18 protein-coding genes are annotated in these 22,352 nt (G+C 61.6%); 13 read left to right on the plus strand and 5 right to left on the minus strand.

Going from position 1 to position 22,352, the window contains the following annotated elements; genetic code table 11:
* Nucleotides 1-5: 5 nt before the first annotated feature.
* Complete coding sequence (locus ACR0J1_RS00690; RefSeq protein WP_480730198.1) at nucleotides 6-557, minus strand: LOG family protein; 552 nt, start codon at nucleotides 555-557, stop codon at nucleotides 6-8.
* A gap of 126 nt (nucleotides 558-683) precedes the next feature.
* On the opposite strand from ACR0J1_RS00690, the gene ACR0J1_RS00695 reads away from it, so the two are divergent.
* The 3 genes from ACR0J1_RS00695 to ACR0J1_RS00705 are packed head-to-tail and all read left to right on the plus strand — an operon-like array spanning nucleotide 684 to nucleotide 4,389.
* Nucleotides 684-2,075: a LysM peptidoglycan-binding domain-containing protein gene (locus tag ACR0J1_RS00695; RefSeq protein WP_480730196.1), complete on the plus strand. Its 1,392-nt coding sequence runs from the start codon at nucleotides 684-686 to the stop codon at nucleotides 2,073-2,075.
* Nucleotides 2,076-2,132: 57 nt separating this feature from the next.
* On the plus strand, nucleotides 2,133-3,944 hold the full coding sequence (locus tag ACR0J1_RS00700; protein WP_480730194.1) for an ABCB family ABC transporter ATP-binding protein/permease: 1,812 nt from the start codon (nucleotides 2,133-2,135) through the stop codon (nucleotides 3,942-3,944).
* A gap of 52 nt (nucleotides 3,945-3,996) precedes the next feature.
* Entirely contained in the window at nucleotides 3,997-4,389 is a 393-nt protein-coding gene (locus ACR0J1_RS00705; protein ID WP_480730193.1) for a DUF2147 domain-containing protein, read from the plus strand.
* A gap of 33 nt (nucleotides 4,390-4,422) precedes the next feature.
* Here the strand turns inward: ACR0J1_RS00705 and ACR0J1_RS00710 are convergent, their stop codons facing one another.
* Together ACR0J1_RS00710 and ACR0J1_RS00715 are read right to left on the minus strand one after the other, a co-directional pair.
* Nucleotides 4,423-8,202 carry an efflux RND transporter permease subunit gene (locus ACR0J1_RS00710; protein WP_480730192.1) on the minus strand — a complete coding sequence of 1,260 codons (3,780 nt, stop codon included), beginning with the start codon at nucleotides 8,200-8,202 and terminating at the stop codon, nucleotides 4,423-4,425.
* The gene (locus ACR0J1_RS00715) at nucleotides 8,199-9,428 is read right to left on the minus strand and encodes an efflux RND transporter periplasmic adaptor subunit (RefSeq protein ID WP_480730190.1); all 1,230 of its coding nucleotides are present in this window, start codon (nucleotides 9,426-9,428) and stop codon (nucleotides 8,199-8,201) included. Before ACR0J1_RS00715 ends, ACR0J1_RS00710 begins: the two co-directional genes overlap by 4 nt.
* A 225-nt stretch (nucleotides 9,429-9,653) precedes the next feature.
* Here ACR0J1_RS00715 and ACR0J1_RS00720 point away from each other — a divergent pair, with 225 nt between their 5' ends.
* From ACR0J1_RS00720 to ACR0J1_RS00740, 5 genes are all read left to right on the plus strand, one after another.
* Nucleotides 9,654-10,325: a hypothetical protein gene (locus tag ACR0J1_RS00720; protein ID WP_480730188.1), complete on the plus strand. Its 672-nt coding sequence runs from the start codon at nucleotides 9,654-9,656 to the stop codon at nucleotides 10,323-10,325.
* Nucleotides 10,326-10,367: 42 nt separating this feature from the next.
* Nucleotides 10,368-11,690 carry a PQQ-binding-like beta-propeller repeat protein gene (locus ACR0J1_RS00725; RefSeq protein WP_480730186.1) on the plus strand — a complete coding sequence of 441 codons (1,323 nt, stop codon included), beginning with the start codon at nucleotides 10,368-10,370 and terminating at the stop codon, nucleotides 11,688-11,690.
* Nucleotides 11,691-11,739: 49 nt separating this feature from the next.
* Nucleotides 11,740-13,203, plus strand: coding sequence for a ribosome biogenesis GTPase Der (gene der / locus ACR0J1_RS00730; protein WP_480730184.1), 1,464 nt, complete (start codon nucleotides 11,740-11,742; stop codon nucleotides 13,201-13,203).
* 163 nt (nucleotides 13,204-13,366) lie between these two features.
* Nucleotides 13,367-14,353, plus strand: a complete 987-nt coding sequence (locus ACR0J1_RS00735; RefSeq protein ID WP_480730413.1) for a fatty acid desaturase — start codon at nucleotides 13,367-13,369, stop codon at nucleotides 14,351-14,353.
* A gap of 84 nt (nucleotides 14,354-14,437) precedes the next feature.
* On the plus strand, nucleotides 14,438-15,016 hold the full coding sequence (locus tag ACR0J1_RS00740; RefSeq protein ID WP_480730183.1) for a helix-hairpin-helix domain-containing protein: 579 nt from the start codon (nucleotides 14,438-14,440) through the stop codon (nucleotides 15,014-15,016).
* Between the two features lie 51 nt (nucleotides 15,017-15,067).
* Here ACR0J1_RS00740 and serS read toward each other — a convergent pair whose 3' ends face one another.
* Complete coding sequence (gene serS, locus ACR0J1_RS00745; protein ID WP_480730181.1) at nucleotides 15,068-16,360, minus strand: serine--tRNA ligase; 1,293 nt, start codon at nucleotides 16,358-16,360, stop codon at nucleotides 15,068-15,070.
* A gap of 72 nt (nucleotides 16,361-16,432) precedes the next feature.
* Entirely contained in the window at nucleotides 16,433-18,097 is a 1,665-nt protein-coding gene (locus tag ACR0J1_RS00750; protein WP_480730179.1) for a mechanosensitive ion channel family protein, read from the minus strand.
* Between the two features lie 202 nt (nucleotides 18,098-18,299).
* Between ACR0J1_RS00750 and yajC the strand changes: the two genes are divergently transcribed.
* From yajC to ACR0J1_RS00775, 5 genes are read left to right on the plus strand one after another with little or no spacing between them, the layout of a single operon-like run.
* A complete protein-coding gene (gene yajC / locus ACR0J1_RS00755; RefSeq protein WP_480730177.1) occupies nucleotides 18,300-18,584 on the plus strand; it encodes a preprotein translocase subunit YajC in 285 nt (94 codons plus the stop codon).
* A gap of 33 nt (nucleotides 18,585-18,617) precedes the next feature.
* Nucleotides 18,618-20,279: a protein translocase subunit SecD gene (secD, locus tag ACR0J1_RS00760; RefSeq protein WP_480730176.1), complete on the plus strand. Its 1,662-nt coding sequence runs from the start codon at nucleotides 18,618-18,620 to the stop codon at nucleotides 20,277-20,279.
* A gap of 1 nt (nucleotide 20,280) precedes the next feature.
* Nucleotides 20,281-21,249 (plus strand): protein translocase subunit SecF, encoded by a 969-nt coding sequence (secF, locus tag ACR0J1_RS00765; RefSeq protein ID WP_480730174.1) that lies wholly within the window; start codon nucleotides 20,281-20,283, stop codon nucleotides 21,247-21,249.
* On the plus strand, nucleotides 21,242-21,988 hold the full coding sequence (locus ACR0J1_RS00770; protein ID WP_480730173.1) for a TSUP family transporter: 747 nt from the start codon (nucleotides 21,242-21,244) through the stop codon (nucleotides 21,986-21,988). The genes secF and ACR0J1_RS00770 overlap by 8 nt, the downstream gene beginning before the upstream one ends.
* A 9-nt stretch (nucleotides 21,989-21,997) precedes the next feature.
* Nucleotides 21,998-22,351 (plus strand): Mth938-like domain-containing protein, encoded by a 354-nt coding sequence (locus tag ACR0J1_RS00775; RefSeq protein ID WP_480730172.1) that lies wholly within the window; start codon nucleotides 21,998-22,000, stop codon nucleotides 22,349-22,351.
* The last annotated feature ends 1 nt before the right edge of the window (nucleotide 22,352 follow it).

Below are 22,352 nucleotides of genomic sequence, written 5' to 3' on the forward strand. Positions count from 1 at the left end.
GCGCGTTAATTTAGAAACGCGCGCAGCTTTTCCATCGCGCCCTGCGGTGTATCTACCCATGTAACGAACTCGGCCAGCGACGCATCGGCAAAACCTTGATCGATCACCTGATCGAGCAATGCGCGCAGCCCGTCCCAATACCCATCCACATTCAGCACCAGAATGGGCTTGTCATGCAGGCCCAACTGCCGCCACGTGAGCGCCTCGAACAACTCGTCCAGTGACCCGGGGCCGCCGGGCAGCACGATCACTGCGTCGGCGTTCATGATCATGACCTTTTTGCGCTCGTGCATGGTCTCGGTCACCACAAAACGCGTCAGGTCGGTTTTACCCACCTCGCGCTGCAGCAGATGCACGGGGATGACGCCAAATGTGTCGCCTCCGGCGGCCTGCGCGGCACGGGCGACTTCGCCCATCAGGCCCACATCTCCTGCGCCATAGACCAGCCGCCAGCCTTCATGAGCCAGTTGGGTGCCAAAGGATCGGGCGGCCTCGGCATAGGCCGGAGTTGCACCATTGCGTGACCCGCAATACACACAGACGGATTTCTGGGGCATAAGTCGGTCTCTCTGCTCTTGTGTTCGGGGTTTTGACCCCTGATAGCGGGATTGATAGGCTGGCTCAACCGCTCCATGTAAGGCTTGGCTGTCAAAGCACTTACGGGGTGGAGTGAAAGGAAGAGAATGAACGCCAATTCGGGAAGCGGAAGCTCGGGCACCTTCATTTGGGGGCTGGTTGCCGGGATCGTCGCAGTAGCGGCTGTGGGCGGGTTGTACCTTTCGGGGTTCTTCGGCGGAACGCCCGAACCGACCGCTCCAGAGGTGGCTGAAACCGCCGAGGCACCTGCACCAACCACCGAGGCCACAGCGGAACCCGAGGCAGCCCCGGTCGAAGAGACACCAACCGAAGCGGCAGAGGCCGAGCCCGAAAACGAAGAAACCGAGGCCCCCGCGGCGCAGGCCCCGGTTCTGGATCAGATTTTCGTCGAGGCCGATGGCAATGCACTTTTGTCCGGCAATGCCGAGCCGGGCTCTGAGGTCAACGTGCTGCTGGACGGAGAGTCCGTGCACAGATTCACCGTCGATGACAGCGGTCAGTTTGCCGAATTCCTGACGATCCCTTTTGCCGATGCCGCGCGCGGATTGGCTTTGGAAACGCAGCGTGAAGGTGAAACCACGCGGTCGGACGACTACCTGATCGCGGCATTGCCGAAGCCACCAGAACCTGAGGCAACGGCTCTGTCGGAGGACGGCCCGGACCAGGACGTGGTCGCAACTGATGCCGCGCCGGAACCCGAAGAGCCGGCGGTGGAGACCGCCGCGCTAGAAGAAACGTCAGAGCCTGAGCTTCCCGCGTCGGAAACAGCCGAGGGTGAAGCGGCGCCTGAACCAGACGCCACCGCTTCGGAGACGGCGGACGCGCCAGACGTCGCCAGCGCCGAGCCGCGGGAGACGGAACAGACCACCCCGACGTCAGATCCCCAGCCCGACGTAAAAACGCCTCAAGCAGAGCAGGACCAGCAGGTTGCAATCCTGAGGTCGGGTGAACAGGGCGTTGAACTGGTTCAGCCTCCGACCGTCAGGGATGTGCCGCCCAAGCAGATCGCTCTGGATACGATCGGATATTCGGACACTGGCGATGTGCAACTGACCGGGCGGGCGCAGGATGGGTCGGCCGTGCGCCTCTATCTGAACAATCGGCTCGTGGCGGATCTGCCGCCTGCTGCGGATGGCCAGTGGCGGGGCGAGGTCGAGGGCATTGATCCCGGCGTCTACACCCTGCGTGTGGATGAGGTCGCGCCGGATGGCACTGTCGTCAGCCGGCTTGAGACCCCGTTCAAACGCGAACCGGTCGAGGTTCTGCGCGCCGCCGAAGACACCGGGCAGGGCGACATTCCGACCGAAACGCCCCCGATCCGGTCCGTCACCGTGCAGCAGGGCGATACGCTCTGGGCCATCTCACGAGAGCGGTTCGGCGACGGTGTTCTCTATGTCCGGCTGTTCGAAGCCAATCGCGAGTCCATTCGTGATCCTGACCTGATTTTTCCGGGGCAGATTTTCACCATTCCCGAATAACACAATACTCGGCCCTCCCGGGCCGGGCGCATTCTCTGACCGCAGTTAAGGTACGTGATGAGACGATCCTCAGCCCTGCAAGTGGATACTGACGAACATCGCTCAGGCTGGCGCACGATCCGCAAGGTCGCGCCTTACCTGTGGCCGGATGATGAGCCGTGGGTGAAACGCCGCGTCGTGCTGGCGCTGGTGATGCTGGTGGTGGCCAAGCTGATCGCGGTCTATACGCCGATCCTGTATAAAGGAGCAGTCGACGGTCTGGCGGGCGAAGGCGTGCCACCGCTGGCGCTGGGCGCGATTGGGTTGACCGTGGCCTATGGCGTGGCCCGGATGATGACCGTTGGCTTTCAGCAGTTGCGCGATGCGTTTTTCGCTCCGGTGGGGCAGCGCGCGTTGCGGGCTCTGGCGCTTGAGACGTTTCAGCATATCCACCAGCTTTCGATGCGCTATCACGTCACCCGGCGCACCGGTGGGCTGAGCCGGATCATCGAGCGCGGCGTCAAGGGAGTCGAGTTTCTGCTGCGCTTCCTGCTGTTTTCCATCGGGCCGTTGATACTGGAACTGCTGCTGGTCGCGATCATTCTGATGTGGTTGTTCGATGTCTGGTATCTGGTGGTCGTGGCCGCGACCATCGCGCTGTACATCTGGTTCACCTTTGCCGTGACCGAGTGGCGCGTGAAGCTGCGGCGCGAGATGAATGATCAGGATACTGAGGCCAACCAGCGTGCCATCGACAGCCTGCTGAATTTCGAAACCGTCAAGTATTTCAACGCCGAAACGCGGGAAGCTGAACGCTATGACGTGTCGATGAAAGCCTACGCCAAGGCGGCGTTGAAGACCGCCTATTCGTTGGCCTTCCTGAATTTTGGTCAGTCCTTCCTGATCACCTGCGGCTTGATCGGTGTAATGGTTCTGGCCGCCATCGGGGTGCAGAACGGGCAACTGACCGTCGGCGATTTCGTGATGGTCAACGCCTACATGATCCAGATCACCGTGCCGCTGAACTTTCTGGGTACGGTCTATCGCGAAATCCGCCAGTCGCTGGTGGATATGGGGCAGATGTTCGACCTGCTTGAACAGCCTGCCGAGGTCACCGATAAGCCCTGCGCGCCGAACCTGAAGGTAAACGGGGGCGAGGTCACGTTGGACAACGTGCGCTTTGGTTATGACGCGGATCGGGAAATCCTCAAGGGCGTGTCGCTGACCGTTCCGGCGGGGCAGACTGTGGCCATCGTAGGGGCGACCGGATCAGGCAAGTCCACCATCGGGCGGCTGCTGTTCCGGTTCTACGATGTCACCGGCGGCGCGTTGAAGATCGACGGGCAGGATGTGCGCGACGTCAGCCAGACCAGCCTGCACGCGTCCATTGGCGTCGTGCCGCAGGATACCGTGCTGTTCAACGATACGATCCGCTACAACATTGCCTATGGCCGCGAAGGGGCCACGCAGCAGGATGTCGAGACCGCCGCGCGCGCTGCCCAGATCCATGACTTCATCGCCAGCCTGCCCGAGGGGTATGACACCAAGGTCGGTGAACGCGGCCTGAAGCTCTCGGGCGGTGAGAAGCAGCGGGTGGGCATCGCGCGCACGCTGCTCAAGAACCCTCCGATCCTGCTGTTGGATGAGGCGACCTCGGCGCTGGACACCGACACCGAACAGGACATCAAGGATGCTTTGGCCCGCGCGGGTGAGGGGCGTACGGTGATCACCATCGCCCACCGTCTCAGCACCATTGCCGAGGCCGACCGGATCGTGGTTCTGGAAAGCGGCGAGATCATCGAGCAGGGCACCCATGATGAACTGCTGGCGCGCGAAGGGCGCTATGCCCAACTATGGAGCCGCCAGCAATCGGATGCGCAGGCTGCCTGATCCTGCGCGCCTGATATGCTATGATAGGGCATTGATAGTCGGAGGATTTCAGATGCGCAGACGATTGCCCCTTATCGCAGCCTTGCTTTTGGCCCCGGCCTTGGCTGCGGCGGACCCGATTGAAGGGGTCTGGAAGACTGAACCGGATCGCAAGAACCTGACCTCTCACATCAAGATCACAGCCTGCGGAGACAAGTTCTGCGGCCAAATCATGTCGGCCTATGATCCGTCGGGCAAAAAGGTGCAGACACCGAATATCGGCAAGAAGCTGTTCTGGGACGTGGCCAGCGAAGGCGGCGGTAAATACGGTGGCGGAGAGTTCTGGGTGCCCCTGATCAACGTCGATGCGGTGCCGCAGATGACGCTGCAAGGGGATACGCTGAAGGTCAAAGGCTGTGAGCATCTGGTGTGCGCACACCAGACGTGGTCGCGGTTGAAGGGTTAAGAAAAAGGGCCGGAATGACCGGCCCTGATCCTGTTATTCGGCCGCTTTCAGCGGTGGCCCGGGCGGGTGATCGGGGTCCTGCTTGGCGTCGGATGTGCCGTCGTTCCAGACAATCTCGGTCGCTTGCATGTCGCGTGCGCTCTGGTCGATGGCCATGTCCTGCGCGATCTTGCTGGACCGTCCGGCGGTGGCCCGCGCCAGCGCCTTTCCACCCCAGACAAGGTAGGTCGTCACCCAGACCCGCAGCGCCAGGAACGAGGGCGTCACGATCAGCGTCAGCACCGTGGCGATGCCCAGACCGAACACCACCGCCGTCGCCAACTGCTTCCACCACAGCGCAGTGGGGCTGTCGATGGAATAGCCACCATTGATGAAATCCAGCGACAGGCCGAACATCATCGGAGTCAGGCCCGCCATGGTAGTCAATGTGGTCAGCAAAACGGGACGGATACGCGCCTCGGCTGTGCGTACGATGGCGTCGATCCGAGGCATATAGCGGCTGTATTCCTGATAGGTGTCGATCAGAACGATGTTGTTGTTCACCACGATCCCCGCCAGCGCCACGATGCCCGTCCCAGTCATGATGATCGAGAACGGCTGCTGCATCACCATCATCCCGATCAGAACCCCGGTGGTCGACAGCACCACCGCGAGCAGCACCAGAACCGAGTTATAGAACGAGTTGAACTGCGCCAGCAGGATTACGAACATCAGTCCCAAAGCCGCCAGGAAGGCGCTGGACAGGAATGCCTGACTTTCTGCCTGTTCTTCCTGATCGCCGGTCCATTCCCAACTTATCGTTCCGGGGAAAGGGTCGGTGTTCAGCCATTCGGTCAGAACCGCGATCCGTTCGTTGGGATTGATCAGCGCAAACTGCAGGTCGCCGTCGTCACTTGCCCTTTGCAGGTCGTCGATGGTGTTGCCCGTGGAAAGCTGTACAAGTTCATACGCTTGCCCGGTTGGTCCGTTGAACACGGGTCCTGTTGGGGCAACGCCCTCGGGGACTTCGCGCATTACGGCCAACCGCTGTTCGGCCCCTTCACCGTCTGCGATGAAGGCTTTGCTCAAACCGGGTTCGACATCCGCCTTGACGTCATAATACCGCTGCTGGTCCACCCGGTTGATCTCGGCCAGCTTGGCCACGGGTTTGCGGGTTACAAAGTTCGACAGCGGTACCAACCCGTCCGGCGTGCGCACCTTGAGCGTATCCAGCGTCGACAGAACCCGGTCCTGTTCCGGCAGGCGGACGCGGATTTCGATCTCTTCATCGGTGGAATCGGGGCGCATCTCGCCCAGAAGGATGCCACGGGTGACAAGCTGCACCATCGCGCCCACGGTTGCCACATCCGCGCCAAACCGTCCGGCCTTGGCGACATCCACGTCGATCTGCCAGTCGATGCCGGGCAGGGGCAGAGAGTCCTCGATCTTGATCAGCCCTGGGGTCTGGTCGAACACACCGCGCGCGGTGGCGGTCGCTGCGTTCAGGTCCTCCCAATTGTCTCCCTTGATTCGCAGATGCACCGGCTTGGCCGAGGCGGGTCCCTGTTCCAGAGGCTGCAGATCAACGATGATGCCCGGCAGCGTTGACAGTTGCTGGGTCAGCTCTTCCAGCACGAAGTCGCCGTCATATTCGGGGGCGATCACCTGCCGCTCGAACAGCCCGCCTGCAACGGGTTCCGAGACGACAGGGCGGTCTTCCCATGGGACGATCTCGAACTGGACCCGTCCAACCGTATCGGCAGGGGCCTCGGCCCCGCCTGTATTCTGGTTCAACCCGCCTTCACCTGCAAACGAGAATACGTTGATAACCGCCGGATGTTCGGCGATGACCTTCTCGGCGGCCAGCACCATCGCGTCTTTTTCCATCAGCGACAGGTTGCCCCGGGCGCGGACATAAGCGGTTGCCTGTTCCGGCTCGGTCTCGACAAAGAATTCGACGCCGCGATTGTTGGCGGCAAAAGCGCCCATGACGGTGACGACGGCAAAGCCGACGGCCACGATCGACACAATCGGCATGATCGGGTTGCCGACCAGTATCTTCATCACATAGCCAAACGCGGTGTGTTCCTTGGCTGTATGAACGTGATCATCTGGCGCGCGCTGGATTTTGGCAGCGCTGAGCGTGATCGACCCGCCAAAGGCCCCCAGCATCAGCAGTACCGCACCAAACAGCACGCCGCCCCATGACGATCCGGGGGGCAGCAGATAGTCGGGGTTGACCATCTGCATCGCGCCCAGAAAGATCAGATACAGCACCGGCGGCACCATAACGGCGCGCACCCACCAAGGGGTTCTGGCGCGCAGCCAATCGGATGTGCGGTCAAACACCCGGCTAAGCCGACCGGACACGCCGCCCATAACCGGCAGATAGATCAGCGCCACGACCAGCGACGCCGACAGCACAAAGATCAGCGTGATCGGCAGCATCTTCATGAACTCGCCCGGAACGCCGGGCCAGAACAGCATCGGCAGGAAGGCGCATAGCGTTGTGGCGGTCGATGATACGATAGGCCAGAACATCCTCTGAGCCGCCTCGACATAGGCGTGCATCGGGCCGACGCCTTCCTTGATACGCTTGTCGGCGTATTCCACCACCACGATGGCGCCGTCGACCAGCATGCCCACGGCGAGGATGAGCCCGAACATCACCATGTTCGAGATCGTGACCCCGATCATGGCCAGAAAGGCAAAACACAGCAGGAACGATGTGGGAATCGCAAAACCCACCAGCAGCGCGGCGCGGGTTCCCAGCGAGGCCAGAACCACGATCATCACCAGCGCAATGGCGGTCAGAACCGACCCCTCCAACTGGCGGACCATGGAATCGACAATGCGGCTCTGGTCGTTGGAGGTGCCGACATCGACTGCGGCCTGCAGCTCAGCCGGCCATTTGGCCTGTGCGGCGGCTACGGTCGCCTTTACCTGAGCCACCGTATCGATCAGGTTGAACCCCTTGCGCTTGACCACCTGAAGGGCCACCGTGGGCTCTCCGTCAAAGCGGGCCGTGCCTGCGCGGTCTTCGAAGGTGTAGTTGATCTGGGCCAGCTCACCCAGTGTCACCACGCGGTCGCCATTGACCTTGATGGGCAGGCCATAAACGTCTTGCGCGGTTTTGAATGACGAGGGGATCTTGACCGAAAACGTGCCCTGCTCGGTCTCGACTTCACCTGCCGCGATCAACTGGTTGTTGTTCTGAACCACGGTGATCAGTTCCGCAGCGGTGACGTTATAGGCCTCAAGGCGCAGCGGGTCGATCACGACCTCAAGCATCTCGTCGCGGTTGCCGGCGACCCCAGCCTCCAGCACCGAATCCAGCGCTTCCAGTTCGTCCTGCAAATCCTTGGCGATGCGCGCCATTGTGCGCTCGGGGACTGCGCCGGTCAGGTTGACGATGACGATGGGGAATTCCGAGAAGTTGATCTCGCTGATCGTATACTGTTCTGCTCCGTCCGGGAAATCGGCCTGCGCGGTATTCATCGCATCGCGCACATCCGCGATGGTGGCCGATTTGTCCCAGCCGAACTCGAACTCCATCAGGATGCCCGCATAGTTCTCGGCGGCCGTGGCGGTCATCGAGTCCAGACCGTCAAGATCGGCCATCTCGGTTTCCATCGGCTTGATCAGCAGGCTTTCGCTGTCCTCAGCCGAGATGCCCGGGAACTGGACCGAGACAAACAGCATCGGAATATCGATATCCGGCTCACCCTCTTTCGGCAGGCTGACATAGGCGAACCCGCCAATCACCAGTGAGATGGCGATGAACGCCAGGACCATGCGGGCGCGGTCGGCGGCCCAACTGACGATGCCGGTCATTGCAGGGCGTCCTGATATGTGGGCGCGACGGCGACGCCGCGCGTTACAAATTCCTGTCCGACCACGATGATGTCAGTGGTTTCGGGCAGCCCACCGATCCAGACACCGTCCGAGGTGTCGCGCAGCAGTTGCACCGGCATGAAATCCACCACATTGCCTGCGGCGATTGTGCGCACGCCTAGCTGCCCTTCGTTGTTCAGGGTCAGCGCCGATTGCGGCAACAGATGCGCCTTGACGCCTTCTGCGGCGATCTGGATCGTCGCGGTCTGACCGTCGCGGATCAGCAGCTCGGGATTGGGTACGGTGATCTCGACTTCGAAGGTGCGGGTGGTTTCATCCGCTGACCGGCTGAGGAAGGTCACGCGGCCCTCGACCTGCAAACCGGTCGCCAGTTGCGCCGACGCGGTCGAGCCGACCACGACGCGGTTCACCTCGGTCTCGGGGACAAATCCCACCAGTTTGATCGGGTCAAGCTGGATCACCGTGGCACACAACGATCCGGGCTGCATCAGGCTGCCCAACTCGGCGGTATCGCTTTCCAGAAGACCCTTGAAGGGGGCCTCAATGGTCAGGCGGTCCATCTCGCGGCGGGCGGCGGCGACCTCGGCGGTGGCGGCCTCGATGCCGGCCTGCGTGGCCTCAAGCCCGGCCTCGGCGGATTTGATCCCGGCCTGCGCGGTGCTCATCTCGGCCTCGCTCGAAATCCGGCGGGTTTCCGAACCGAACCCGGTTTCCGACAGCTTGCGCGCCGCTTTCAGGTTGATCTCGGCCTCGGCCAGACGGGCATGCGACTCGGCCAGACGGGCCTCGGCCTCGGGCACGCGGCTTTCAGCCTCGAGCTTGCCTGCCATCGCTTCGGCCAGGCTGGCGGGACGAGTGCCGGGGTCAAGTTCACACAGCAGGTCTCCGGCCTCGACAAAGGCGCCTTTGCGTTTCGGCTCGGACAGCACGGTCGAGGTCGTCTCGGCCAGCACTTCGACTTGACGGTTGGCCTTGGTCTGGCCGCGCAGTTGCACGGCGCTGCCGATCTCGCGCGCGGTCGAGCGCAGGGCAACCACACCCACGGCATTGGCCACCTGTTCGGTTTCTGCTTCGGCTGTCTGCGCCGCCGTTTCCGTCTGATCCTCGCCGCGACCGGCGAAGGCGAACAACGCGTCGCGTTCGAATACAAGAAAATACAACGCAATGATGACCAAAATGGCGTTGACGAATGAAATCAATCGCATTCGATGCGTTCTCCAGATCTGATCGCCCACCCGGCTGTGGCGCGTTGCCTTGAAATGGGGCCGGGTTCAGGCCTTGTCCATACTAAACTGAATAGTTCGGTTCACTTTTTTAAGCAAGACCCCGGTGCATCCGGCCAAATGTGTGGATTCGGGCACTTGGCTTGACCCCGGTGGCGGGGTAAGACATGGCGCCAGAGAATTTTACACACGAGCCCGGGGGCAGGGATGAGCGACGCCGACAGTTTTATTGATGAGGTCACCGAAGAGGTGCGCCGCGACCGCATGTACCTGCTTTTGCGCCGCTGGGGCTGGGTTGGTGTGGTTGCCGTCATTGCCATCGTCGGCGGGGCGGCGTTCAACGAATACCGCAAGGCGCGCGACACCGGTCAGGCCGAGGCGCTGGGCGATGCGATTCTAACCGCGCTGGCCGAAAACGGGTCTGCCGAACGGGCCACCAGCCTGCAAGGCGTTGATGCGCAATCCGTGGGCGGCGATGCGGTGCTGAACATGCTGCTGTCGGCAGCACAGGTCGAAGCCGGATCCGAGCAGGACGCCATCAACAGCCTGAACGCCATCGCCACGCAGGGTGAGCTGCCCGAGATCTATCGGGCTATCGCAAGCTTTAAGGCGCTGTTGCTGCAGACCGATACGCTGCCCGCAGCCGACCGCCGCCAGCAGTTCGAGGCACTGGCCATCCCCGGCGCGCCATTGCGCCTTCTGGCCCAAGAGCAACTGGCCCTGATCGACGTAGCCGAAGGTGACACGCAGGCCGCGTTGGACCGGTTGCAGGCGCTGCGTCAGGACGCTGAAGCCAGTCTTGATATCCAGCAGCGGGCCGCGCAGCTGATCGTGGCCCTGGGCGGTGAGCCCGAGCCCGTCGCGGCGCAACAAGGCTGACCCGGCGACAAAACGGAATTTCACAGGCGAGTTCGTAAGATCATGGTAGCACGTTATTTCTCACGCTTTGCTTTGCCCGTCGCGGCAATTGCCCTGACCACCCTGAGCGCCTGTCGGGAACCCGAGGTCATCCTGCCGGGTGAGCGCGAGGACATCCGCGCCGCCATCGACAATGAAACCGTTGAGACGCGCGGTGCCAAGCCGATCAGCCTTCCGGCGCAAAGCGGGAATGCAAGCTGGTCGCAAAGCCCCGGCACTCCGGCCTTTCGCACCACCAATGCCGCCCTTGGCAAGACACCGCAGCGGATCTGGTCGACGAATATCGGCAGTGGCGACAGCCGCAGGCAGCGGATCACAGCCGATCCGGTCGTGGGCGGCGGGCTGATCTATACGCTCGATTCTGGTGCCAATGTCTCGGCGGTGACACCGCAGGGGCAGGTCGCATGGACGACGAACCTGATTCCGTCCAATGAGAAAGAGGGCGACGCCACCGGCGGGGGCCTCGCCTATGCCGACGGGGTTCTTTACGTCTCGTCTGGGTTTGGCCGTCTGACGGCGATCGATGCAAAGACCGGGGCGCAGCGGTGGCAGAAACGCCTGAATGCGACGGGCAGCGGCGCGCCTCTGGTCAGTGGCGGATTGCTGTATCTGGTCGCCGGGGACGAGACCGGATGGGCCGTGAACACCAAGGACGGACGTATCGCATGGCAGCTTGAAGGCACACCCAGCGTCGGCAACGTTCTGGGGGCGCCAGCGCCGGTCATCACCTCGGATTTGGCTGTTTTTGCCTTTGGATCAGGGGATGTTGCCGCAGCGTTCCGGCAGGGCGGCATCCGCCGCTGGAACGCCTCGGCCGCGGGCGGGCGCAGGGGGCGTGCTGCCGCGCAGATCGTGGATGTCACGGCGGGGCCGATGGTGTCGGGCGATGCGATCCTGATCGGTAACCACTCGGGCCGGACGGTGTCGTTCAACGCAGGCACAGGCGAGCGCAACTGGACAGCCCCCGAGGGGGCGGTTGATACCGTGTGGCCCGCCGGGAATAGCATTTTCCTGATCAGCGACCGCAGCCAGCTGGTGCGGTTGAACGCAGCAGATGGCGCGATCGTCTGGGCGATCGACCTGCCGGGCTTTGTGAAAGACAAGCCAGGTCGCCGTGGCCCGATCTTTGCCCATTACGGCCCGATCATGGCCGGAGGGCGGGCGGTCGTGGCCTCAAATGACGGCTTCCTGCGGTTCTTCAACCCCGTCGACGGGGCGCTGGTGCATCAGGTCGAAGTACCGGGTGGCGCGACCACGGCCCCGGTTGTGGCGGGGCAGACGCTCTATGTCGTGTCGACCAAGGGCGAACTGCACGCTTTCCGTTGACGACAAGATGCGTTAAAGGGCGCATCTTGAGTCTTGAAAGATTGGTATCATGTCGCTGACCCTCGCCATCGTGGGGCGCCCGAATGTGGGCAAATCCACACTGTTCAACCGCCTTGTGGGCAAACGTCTGGCGTTGGTCGACGACCAACCCGGCGTGACGCGTGACCTGCGCGAGGGCGAAGGACGTCTGGGCGATCTGCGTTTTACCGTGATCGACACGGCGGGCCTTGAGGATGCGACCGATGACAGCCTGCAAGGCCGGATGCGCCGTCTGACCGAGCGAGCTGTTGATATGGCAGATGTTTGCCTGTTCATGATCGACGCGCGGGTTGGACTGACGCCGACCGATGAGATGTTCGCCGAAATTCTGCGGAAACGCTCGAAGCATGTGATTTTGGCTGCCAATAAGGCCGAAGGCAACGCAGCGGATGCAGGCGTGCTTGAAGCCTATAATCTGGGTCTTGGCGAACCCGTGCGCCTGTCGGGCGAACACGGCGAGGGGATGACGGACCTCTATGCGCAGTTGATGCCGCTGGCGGACGCGGCGGAGGAGCAGTCCGTCGATGATACCCCGCAAACCGATATTGAACTTGATGAGGATGGTGAGGGCGAGTCCCCTTTGATCACGGCAGCCAAGCCTTTGCAGGTGGCTGTGGTGGGCCGCCCGAATGCCGGAAAATCCACACTGATCAACAAGATCATGGGCGAAGACCGGTTGCTGACCGGTCCCGAGGCTGGGATCACCCGCGACGCCATCAGCCTGCGCATCGATTGGGCCAGCCCCGAGGGCGGCAGCACCCCGATGCGTATCTTTGATACCGCCGGGATGCGCAAAAAGGCCAAGGTGCAGGAGAAGCTTGAGAAGCTCTCGGTCTCGGATGGTCTGCGCGCGGTGAAATTTGCCGAGGTTGTGGTGGTCCTGCTGGACGCTGCGATTCCGTTTGAACAGCAGGACCTGCGCATCGCTGATCTGGCCGAGCGTGAGGGTCGCGCTGTGGTCGTCGCCGTCAACAAGTGGGACGTCGAGGACAACAAACAGGAAAAGCTGCGCGACCTGAAAGAGTCCTTTGAACGGCTGCTGCCCCAATTACGCGGCGCTCCGCTGATCACCGTTTCGGCTAAGACGGGCCGGGGGCTGGAGCGTCTGCGCGCCGCGATCCTGCGCGCCCATGATGTCTGGAACCGCCGTGTGCCGACGGCTGCGCTGAACCGCTGGCTGACGGCCATGCTGGAACAGCACCCGCCGCCAGCACCACAGGGCCGCCGGATCAAGCTGCGCTACATGACCCAGGCCAAGACCCGCCCGCCGGGGTTTGTGGTGATGTGCTCGCATCCCGACAAGATGCCGGAAAGCTATAACCGCTATCTGGTCAACGGTCTGCGCGAGGATTTTGACATGCCGGGCACCCCGATCCGGCTGACGTTGCGTGGGCAGGGCGACAAGAATCCCTATAAGGGACGGCGCAAGAAAAACGCCGGTGCCTTGGCCAAACATCTCAAGGGACGCGCGTAACTGCGCTAATTTTCGCCATTTTCAGACAGGGGGCGTGACAGCCCCCGTTCCCCGCGCTAGCATTCAACTGCGTGCATTTGTTTTCGTGCGCGGCTTGTTTGCGGGCTGCCCGCATATCATTTTGAAACAGTACATAACCGGACCACCCTGGGGAGCGGGCGTGATGGATCTGAGGGAATACACAAGACAATACGCGGTACAGGACAACCGGCTGGCCGCGCTCAGCTATTTCGGGACGTTTGCTGTGTATTTTGCATCGCTGACGCTGGCGATCGCCTATGTGGATCGTTGGTATATCATGATCCCGGCGGGGGTCGTTTTTGCCTTCTCTGCCGTGCGTCTTTACGTGCTCCAGCACGATTGCGGGCATCACTCGCTGTTTGAGACGCGGGCGCAGAATGAATGGGCGGGCCACGGCCTGTCGCCGTTCACCTTTGCACCGTTTGAGGTGATGAAGCAGAACCACAATCTGCATCACGCGGGGATCGGCAATCTGGAACATCGCGAAACCGGCGAAATCCACACCATGACGCTGCGCGAATGGAATGAGGCGGATTGGAAAAAGCGTCTGTTTTACAGGCTTTACCGGAACCCGTTTATCCTTGTGCCGGTGGGTGCGCTGTTCACCTACTTCATTCGTTATCGCTGGCCAAAAAACACCGTTCGCTTCGGCGTAAGAGGCGTGTTGCTGCATAATCTGTCGATCATTGTCTTTCTGGGGCTGCTCTATCTGATCGCGGGCAGCACCGGCATTCTGGTCTGGCTGATCTTCTCTTTGCTGGGCGGGATGCTTGGTGTGTTCCTCGTCTACCTTCAGCATAATTTTGAGGATACCTATTGGGATCGCCGCCCCGATCTCGATCCGCAGTTGGCCGCGCTGCAGGGGTCGTCGGCGCTGGATTTTGGGTGGTGGTTCGATAATGCGGTGGCCTGTATCACCCTGCACGACATCCACCATTTCAACGCGCGTATCCCGTCCTACCGGCTGCGCGCGTGCCACTATAACCTGCCGCCCGAATACACGCCGCGCCGGATCAAGTTCCCCGAGGCAGTGGCGGCGCTGAATCTCAAGCTGTGGGATGAAGAGGCCAAACGTCTGGTACCCTTCCCCAAGCGGCCACAGGCGCAGGGTTTGGCTCAGAGCGGCTGATCCGGGGGCAGGCGGTCGACGCCCTTGTCAGGGTGCATGTTCCGTGTACATACATAGATGCGAGAAGACAGGAAAGGACCCGCGATGACTGCAGTTACCGATGTACGCGGCGTAGGACAGGCGCTGGCCCAAGCGCTGAATTCGAACGGCTTCAAAACCGCCGAGGCCGTCGCAAAGGCCAAGCCCGAAGATCTGGTGAAGGTGCCGCGTATCGGTGTTGCCCGGGCCGCCATTCTGATTGCCGCCGCGAACGAGGCTGTCGCCAAACCGACGCCGGCCAAGGCACCTGCGCGCCGTGCGCCGGCCCGCAAACCCCCGGCGCGCCGGGCACCTGCGCGCAAGTCGACCGCCGCGAAAAAGGCCGAGGCCGAGCGCAAGGCAGCCGAAGAACGCGCCACTGCAGAACTGGCAGCGGCCGAGGCAAAGGCGAAGAAAAAAGCCAAGGCCAAGGCGAAGGCTGAGAAAGCTGCGCGCAAGAAATCCGAGATGGAGGCCGTTTTCTCGAAGGCCAAGGAAAAGGTCAAAGAGAAAGCCAAGAAGGACAAGAAGTCCAAATCTGGCGGCAAGAAAAAGGCCGAAAAGAAGAAGGCGAAAAAGAAGTCGGACAAAAAGCCCGATAAGAAATCCGTAAAGAAGAAGGATAAGAAGAAGGCGAAGAAGTAACACCTTCTCCGCCTTGTTCAATCCGACCGGCACCTAGGGGTGCCGGTTTTCTTATGCCAGTGTGCCGTCGGTCCGCAGCGTCAGCTTGCCGCCCAGATAGGGAGCCAGAACGTCGGGCAGGGTGACCGTGCCATCCGCGTTCTGACCGTTTTCCAGCACCGCAATCAGGCAGCGCCCGACCGCAAGGCCCGAACCGTTCAGCGTATGCACATATTCCGGCTTGCCGCCACCTTCGGGGCGGAAGCGCGCGTTCATGCGACGCGCCTGAAAGTCGCCACAGGTCGAGACCGAACTGATCTCGCGGTATGTATCCTGACCGGGCAACCAGGCCTCGATGTCAAAGGTCCGACGCGCGCCAAAACCCATATCGCCGGTGCACAAGATCACGGTGCGATAGGGCACGCCCAGCTTCTCCAGAATCCCCTCGGCGCAGCGCAGCATGCGTTTCTGTTCAGCGTCCGAGTTGTCGGGATGCGTGACCGAGACCATCTCGACCTTTTCAAACTGGTGCTGGCGCAGCATCCCACGGGTATCCTTGCCCGCCGATCCGGCCTCGGACCGGAAGCAGAGCGAATGCGCGGTGTACCGGCGGGGCAGATAGCTTTCTTCGATCATCGTGTCGTTGATGATGTTGGTCAGCGAGACCTCGGACGTCGGGATCAACCACCAGCCTTCGCGGGTCTGATAGCTGTCTTCGCCGAATTTCGGCAACTGGCCGGTGCCCTGCATCATCTCGGACAGAACCAGAACCGGGCCGTTGACCTCGGTCAGTTCGTTCTCGTTGATATGGGTGTCCAGCATGAACTGAGCCAGCGCGCGGTGGATGCGCGCGACGCCGCCGGACAGCAGCACAAAGCGCGAGCCGGACAGTTTGGCGGCGGTTTCGAAATCCATGCCGTTTTGGACGGATGCGATTTCAAAATGCTCTTTCGGTGCAAAATCCAGTTCGCGCGGGGTGCCCCAGCGCGAAACCTCGACATTGTCGTCCTCGTCCGCACCTTCGGGCACATCCTCGGCGGGCAGGTTGGCGATGCGGATCAGTTGGTCGGTCAGCAGAGCGTCCAGATCCTTGGCCTCGTTCTGCATCTGCGCGATCTCGGCCTTTTTCTCGGCGACCAAAGCGCGCAGGCGTTCAAACTCGGCCTCATCACCGCGGCCCTTGGCAGCACCGACCTCTTTGCTGGCCTTGTTCTGTTCGGCCTGCGCGGTCTCAGCCGCCAGAATCTTGGCGCGGCGGCTTTCGTCCAGCCTCAGCAGGTCTGACGACACCGGCGCGTCCCCACGGCGCGCAAGGGCGGCGTCGAAGGCGGCTGGGTTTTCGCGAATGGCGCGGATGTCGTGCATGTCTCAGATCCTTGAATGCGTGAATCACTGAGAGCGCTTATGCACCATCTGACAGGCGGGGTGTAGCACCGGTTACGACTTATCGTCGTCCTCGTGCGTTTCATGTGCCAGATGGCCATCCCAGCCTTCTGCCGGGATTTTCGGCTCGGGCGGGTCAGCCATGTAGGATGGCGTCATGATCTGCACATTGTTCTCGTTGAACACGGCCACGATGTTGCGATGCAGGTCCGAGCGGATTTTTGGAATGATGCTGCCCCGCGTGGTATAGCCGTTGATCTGATAGTTGATCGCGTAATCGGCCAAGGCAGTCCACAGAACAAAGGGTTCGGGCTTGGCCTTGATGCCCTTGGTGCGGTGGGCGGCCTCGATCAGCATCGCCTCGACCTTCTCGGGCGGTTCCTCATAGCCGATGCCGACGGTGGTATGCAGCAGCAAACCGCTGCCATCGGTTTTCTTCGAGAAATTCACCACATCCGAATTCATCAGCTGCGCGTTGGGGATCGAGATCAGCTCGTTCTTGATCGATTTCAGATGCGTCTCCATAAGCTTGATCTGCACCACATCGCCGATATGGTCGCCGATCTGGATGCGGTCCCCGATCGACGTTGATCGGCGATAGATCACGAACAGCCCTGCCAGCATGTTCGACACCACAGAGTTCGCGCCCAGAGATAGCATCGCGCCCACCAGAATGGTCAGCCCCTGAAACGCTGCCGAATCCGAGCCCGGAATGTAGGGCACCGCAAAGACCAGTGCGATCAGGATGACGGCAACGCGGGCGATGTTGAAAGTGGGGTTCACCCAATGGCTTTCGAAGTCACGCATCTCGAAAGTACCGGCCTCGACCGCGTCGAAGAACACGCGCATGCCCTTGATGATGTACAGCGTGATCCAGGTGATCAGCCCCAGCATGATCAGGTTGGGGATATAGCTGATGACGCCCCGAAAGATCAGCAGCACCGGCTCGGTCAGATAAGTCAGCAGAAGCTGGGCGAAATAGCGGGTTTCGGCAAAGGCCAGCAGGACGAAGGACAGATAGTAGTAAAAGCCGAGGAAGAAGACGATCAGCAGAACAAGATTCAGCCCATAGCGCACAAGCGCGGCGATGGCTTCGGCCTGTACGCTCTTGGCGGTGGCGGTCTCGACCTCTTTCAGGTGACGCTGGACAAACCGTAACGTCCGCCGCCTGATCCGACGGTGCAGCCAGAGGATGATCAGGATGAACAGGCCGAACCCTATGGTCCAGCCTGCGGCCTCAATTGCACCGGAGACGCGCGCCTGCTCGGTGCGGTTGGCACGGTAGGACTCGATGGCGTCGCGGATTGCGTTGCCATGCAGGACGCCGACGACGCTGCGGTCCATCTGATCCAGATCGGCATCTGCATCGGTGACAATCGACACTCGTTCACCATCGGCCATGACCCAGGTGCCGAACTCGGTTTCCTCGAAACTGATATCGACCGTGGGGTCGTCCGAGGACTCGGCAATCTCGATGATCTTGTCCTGAACGCCTTCGGCACGCTCGGACGCGGGCAGGGCGCTTGAGCCGCGCAGATGGAACAGGATATCCCCGTCGACAATTACCGGAGCCTTGAAAATATCGCTGTCTTCGGCCGGAGTTTCGACGACCTCGCCCGTGGTGTCTTGCGCGACGGCCAACGAGGAAAACCCACAGATCAAGACCGCGATCCACAGCAAATAAGACAGCAAACGGAAGGGCTTGAAGATTGGCGTCATAGGTCCTCCTGACTGGTGACTATATCCGCTTTGGGGCTGGTTCCTAGGGCATATCTGCAACGCTTGACGGCATCCGTGGCCGTCGATGCCGGTCCATGACAGATTCCCGTGCCGCCTTTGCTTGCAAACGCCCGGTTCAGGGCATAGGTTCCCGCCAAATTTGCGGAGAGCCCTCCGCAGCATCAGAACAAAGGAATATCCCATGGAAGGTGGCGCAATCGCCCAGTTTCTCCCCCTCATCCTGATCTTTGCGATCATGTATTTCCTGCTGATCCGTCCGCAGCAGAAAAAGATGAAAGAACACAAGGCGATGGTCGAAGCGCTGCGCCGCGGGGATCAGGTGGTCACCCAAGGTGGCCTGATCGGCAAGGTCGCCAAGGTCAAGGACGACGGCGAGGTCGAGGTCGAGATCGCCGAAGGCGTCAAGGTGCGTGTGGTGCAGGCCACCATTGCACAGGTTCTGAACAAGACTGAACCGGCGAAGTAACCTCGCGCGACAATCCCTTGAAAAGGCAGGGTAATGCTGCAAATTGATACCTGGAAGCGGGTTCTGATCTGGTCGGTCTGCGTGATCGGCCTGCTCTTGGCCCTGCCGAATGCGTTTTACACGCGCGTCGAACAATCCAACGATGCCAAGGCCGCGATTGAGCTTGGCATCGACACCCCTGAAATGCAGGCCGAGGCCGGACAATGGCCCAACTGGCTGCCATCTTCGCTGGTCAATCTGGGCCTCGACCTGCGCGGCGGCGCGCATCTGCTGGCCGAGGTCAAGGTCGGCGATGTCTACGAATCCCGGATGGAGGCGATGTGGCCCGAAATCCGCGACGCCCTGCGGGATGAGCGCGCCACCGTCGGCACCATTCGCAAACAACCGTCGGCCCCGGACGAGATTCGCGTGAAGATCAGCCAGCCCGAAGGCATGTCCCGCGCGCTGGAGGTTGTTCGCGGTCTGGCCCGTCAGGTGCAGACACTGACCGGAGTAGGGGCCACCGATATCGAGGCCCGTGCCGATGGCGACGAGATCGTCGTGCAACTGTCCGAGGCTGAAAAGCTGGCCTCAGACGACCGCACCGTGCGCCAGTCCCTTGAAATCATCCGTCGCCGGATCGACGAGGTCGGCACTCGTGAGCCCACCATTCAGCGTCAGGGTGCAGACCGTATCCTGATTCAGGTTCCCGGTATCGGCAGCGCGGGTGAGTTGAAAGAGATCATCGGCACCACCGCTCAGCTGACCTTTAATCCGGTGGTGGGGCGCGGCTCTGACCCCGACGCAGTCCCGGGCGTGGGTGAAAAGATCGTACCTTCGATTGACGAAAGCGGCGTCTATTACACGCTGGAATCGGCGCCCGTCGTCACGGGCGAGGAACTGGTCGACGCGCAGCCTGCGTTCGATCAGAATGGCCGCCCGGCGGTTAGCTTCCGGTTCAACACCTCCGGGGCGCGCAAATTCGGCGACTATACGCTGGAAAACATCGGCGCACCGTTTGCCATCGTGCTGGATGACGAGGTCATCTCGGCCCCCGTGATCCAAAGCCACATCCCCGGCGGGTCGGGCATCATCACCGGCAATTTCACTGTCGAGGAAAGCACCAATCTGGCCGTTCTGCTGCGTGCAGGTGCGCTGCCGGCGGGCCTGGACTTCCTCGAAGAACGCACCATCGGCCCCGAATTGGGACAGGACAGCATTGACGCGGGTAAAGTCGCAACCATGGTGGCCTTTGCCGCTGTGCTGGTCTTCATGGCGCTTAGCTATGGCCTGTTTGGCCTTTTCGCCAATGTCGCGCTGATCCTGAACGTGGGGCTGCTGTTCGGCCTGCTGTCGCTGATCGGTGCGACGCTGACCCTGCCGGGCATCGCCGGTATCGTTCTGACGGTCGGTATGGCGGTGGACGCCAACGTGCTGATCTTCGAACGTATCCGAGAGGAGCTGAAATCGGCCAAAGGCCCAGCACGGGCCATCGAGTTGGGCTATGAAAAGGCGCTGTCGGCGATTCTGGATGCCAACGTGACCACCTTCATCACCGCAACGATCCTGTTTGCCATGGGCAGCGGCCCGGTGCGCGGGTTCGCCATCACTCTGGGTCTGGGTATTCTGACCTCGGTCTTCACGGCGATCTTCGTGACGCGCCTGATGATCGTGATGTGGTTCGAACGCCGTCGTCCGAAAATGATCGAGGTTTGACATGAGACTGAAACTCGTACCGCAAAACACCTCGTTCGATTTCTTCAGCCGCTGGAAAGTCTGGCTGGGCATCTCGGGTCTGATGATGGTGATCGCCTTCACGTCGTTCCTGTTGCAGGGGCTGAACTTCGGCATCGATTTCCGTGGCGGCACCACGATCCGCACCCAAAGCACCGAACAGATTGACGTCGGTGCCTACCGCGACGCCATCGCGCCGCTGGAGCTGGGCGACATCACCATCACCGAGATCTTCGACCCGACCTTCGGACCCGATGAAAATGTCGCCATGATCCGCATTCAGGCGCAGGACGACGCCGAGGCCGTTGCCGCCAGCACCATCACCGCCGTCGAAGAGGCGCTGAGTGCCGCCGCCCCCGATATCCAGTTCGTGTCCGTCGAATCCGTCGGCCCCAAGGTCTCGGGCGAGTTGATCCAGACTGCGGTCATCGCCGTGGCCTTGGCGATCGGAGCCGTCCTCGTCTACATCTGGCTACGCTTCGAATGGCAGTTTGCCCTTGGCGCCGTGGCTGCGCTGGTGCATGACGTGATCCTGACGATCGGCATCTTCTCGGAACTGCAGATCCGTTTCGATCTGGCCATCATCGCGGCGCTTCTGACTATCGTCGGCTATTCGCTGAACGACACAGTGGTCGTCTTTGACCGCGTGCGCGAGAACCTGCGGAAGTACAAGAAGAAGGACCTCAAAGAGGTTCTGAACATCTCGATCAATGAAACGCTCAGTCGGACGGTGATGACCTCGGTCACCACGCTGCTGGCGCTGATTTCGCTCTATGTGCTGGGCGGGGATGTCATCAGAGGTTTCGTCTTCGCGATGATCTGGGGTGTGATCGTGGGGACCTATTCGTCGGTCTTCGTGGCCTCGACCATCCTGCTGTGGCTAGGGGTCAAGCGCGACTGGTCGAAACCGTCGAACACGGCGGGCAACCAGTTCGCCAATATTGATGCCTGATCTTCTCGGCCAGACCCCAACCGGTCTGGCCGTCATCATTCTGGCCGCCTTTGTCGGCGGCCTGGTGCGCGGGTTTTCCGGCTTTGGCACAGCCCTGATCTTCCTGCCACTTGCCAGCCCCCATCTGGGCCCCTTCGGCGCGATCATCGCGCTGACCATCATGGACATTTTCGGCCCGCTGCCGAACCTGCGCCGCGCCTGGGCCGTGGTTGAAAAGGGCGATCTCGCGCGCCTTCTGCTGGGATGCGCCCTGATCCTGCCTGTCGGCCTTTGGCTGCTCACCCGCTCGGACCCAGTGCTGTTTCGCTATCTGGTCAGCCTGATCTCGCTGTCGATGCTGGCGGCGCTGATCCTTGGGCTGCGGTATCGCGGAGCGGTTCACCGGGGCATGGTCACAGCCATCGGCGGGGCCGCCGGCCTCCTCGGTGGTGTCGCGGGAATACCAGGCCCGGCGGTGATCCTGTTCTATATGTCCCGCCCGCTGCCGGTTGCCGTGATCCGTGCCACGATCCTGCTGTTCCTGTTTGCCTTCGACTTCCTGATCCTCGGCTATCTCACCGGCATGGGGCGCGTCACCCTGCCGGCTGTCGGGATCGGGCTCATGCTTGCCATCCCCAACATCGCGGGCAACGGGCTGGGTGGCTGGCTGTTCCGCCCCGAGCGAGAGAAACTCTATCGTGCAACCGCCTATCTGGTGATCGCATCCGCGGCCTTGTCCGGCCTTCCGGTTTGGGGTTAAAACCCAGCCATGCGCCTGAACGAGATCACCTACACCGACGCCAAGCCGATCGACGGGTACGGCCCTGGCTTCTTCCGTATCGGCGGCCAAGTCCACCAGGGCCCGGTGCTGACCGGCCCTACAGGAACCACGACATGGGACGGTTATGCCGACGAAAGCCCGCTGCTGGCCTTGTCCGATCACATCGATGTCCTCTTCATCGGCACTGGCAAAGACCTCACCCATATCCCCGCCGCCCTGCGCACAAAGCTGGAAGAGGCGGGCATCGGCGTCGAAATCATGAACTCGCCCGCCGCCTGCCGCACCTATAACGTGCTGCTCTCCGAAGGCCGCCGCGTCGCACTGGCATTGATCCCTGCCTAAG

The sequence above is a fragment of the Ruegeria sp. CJ3 genome, from assembly GCF_056536725.1.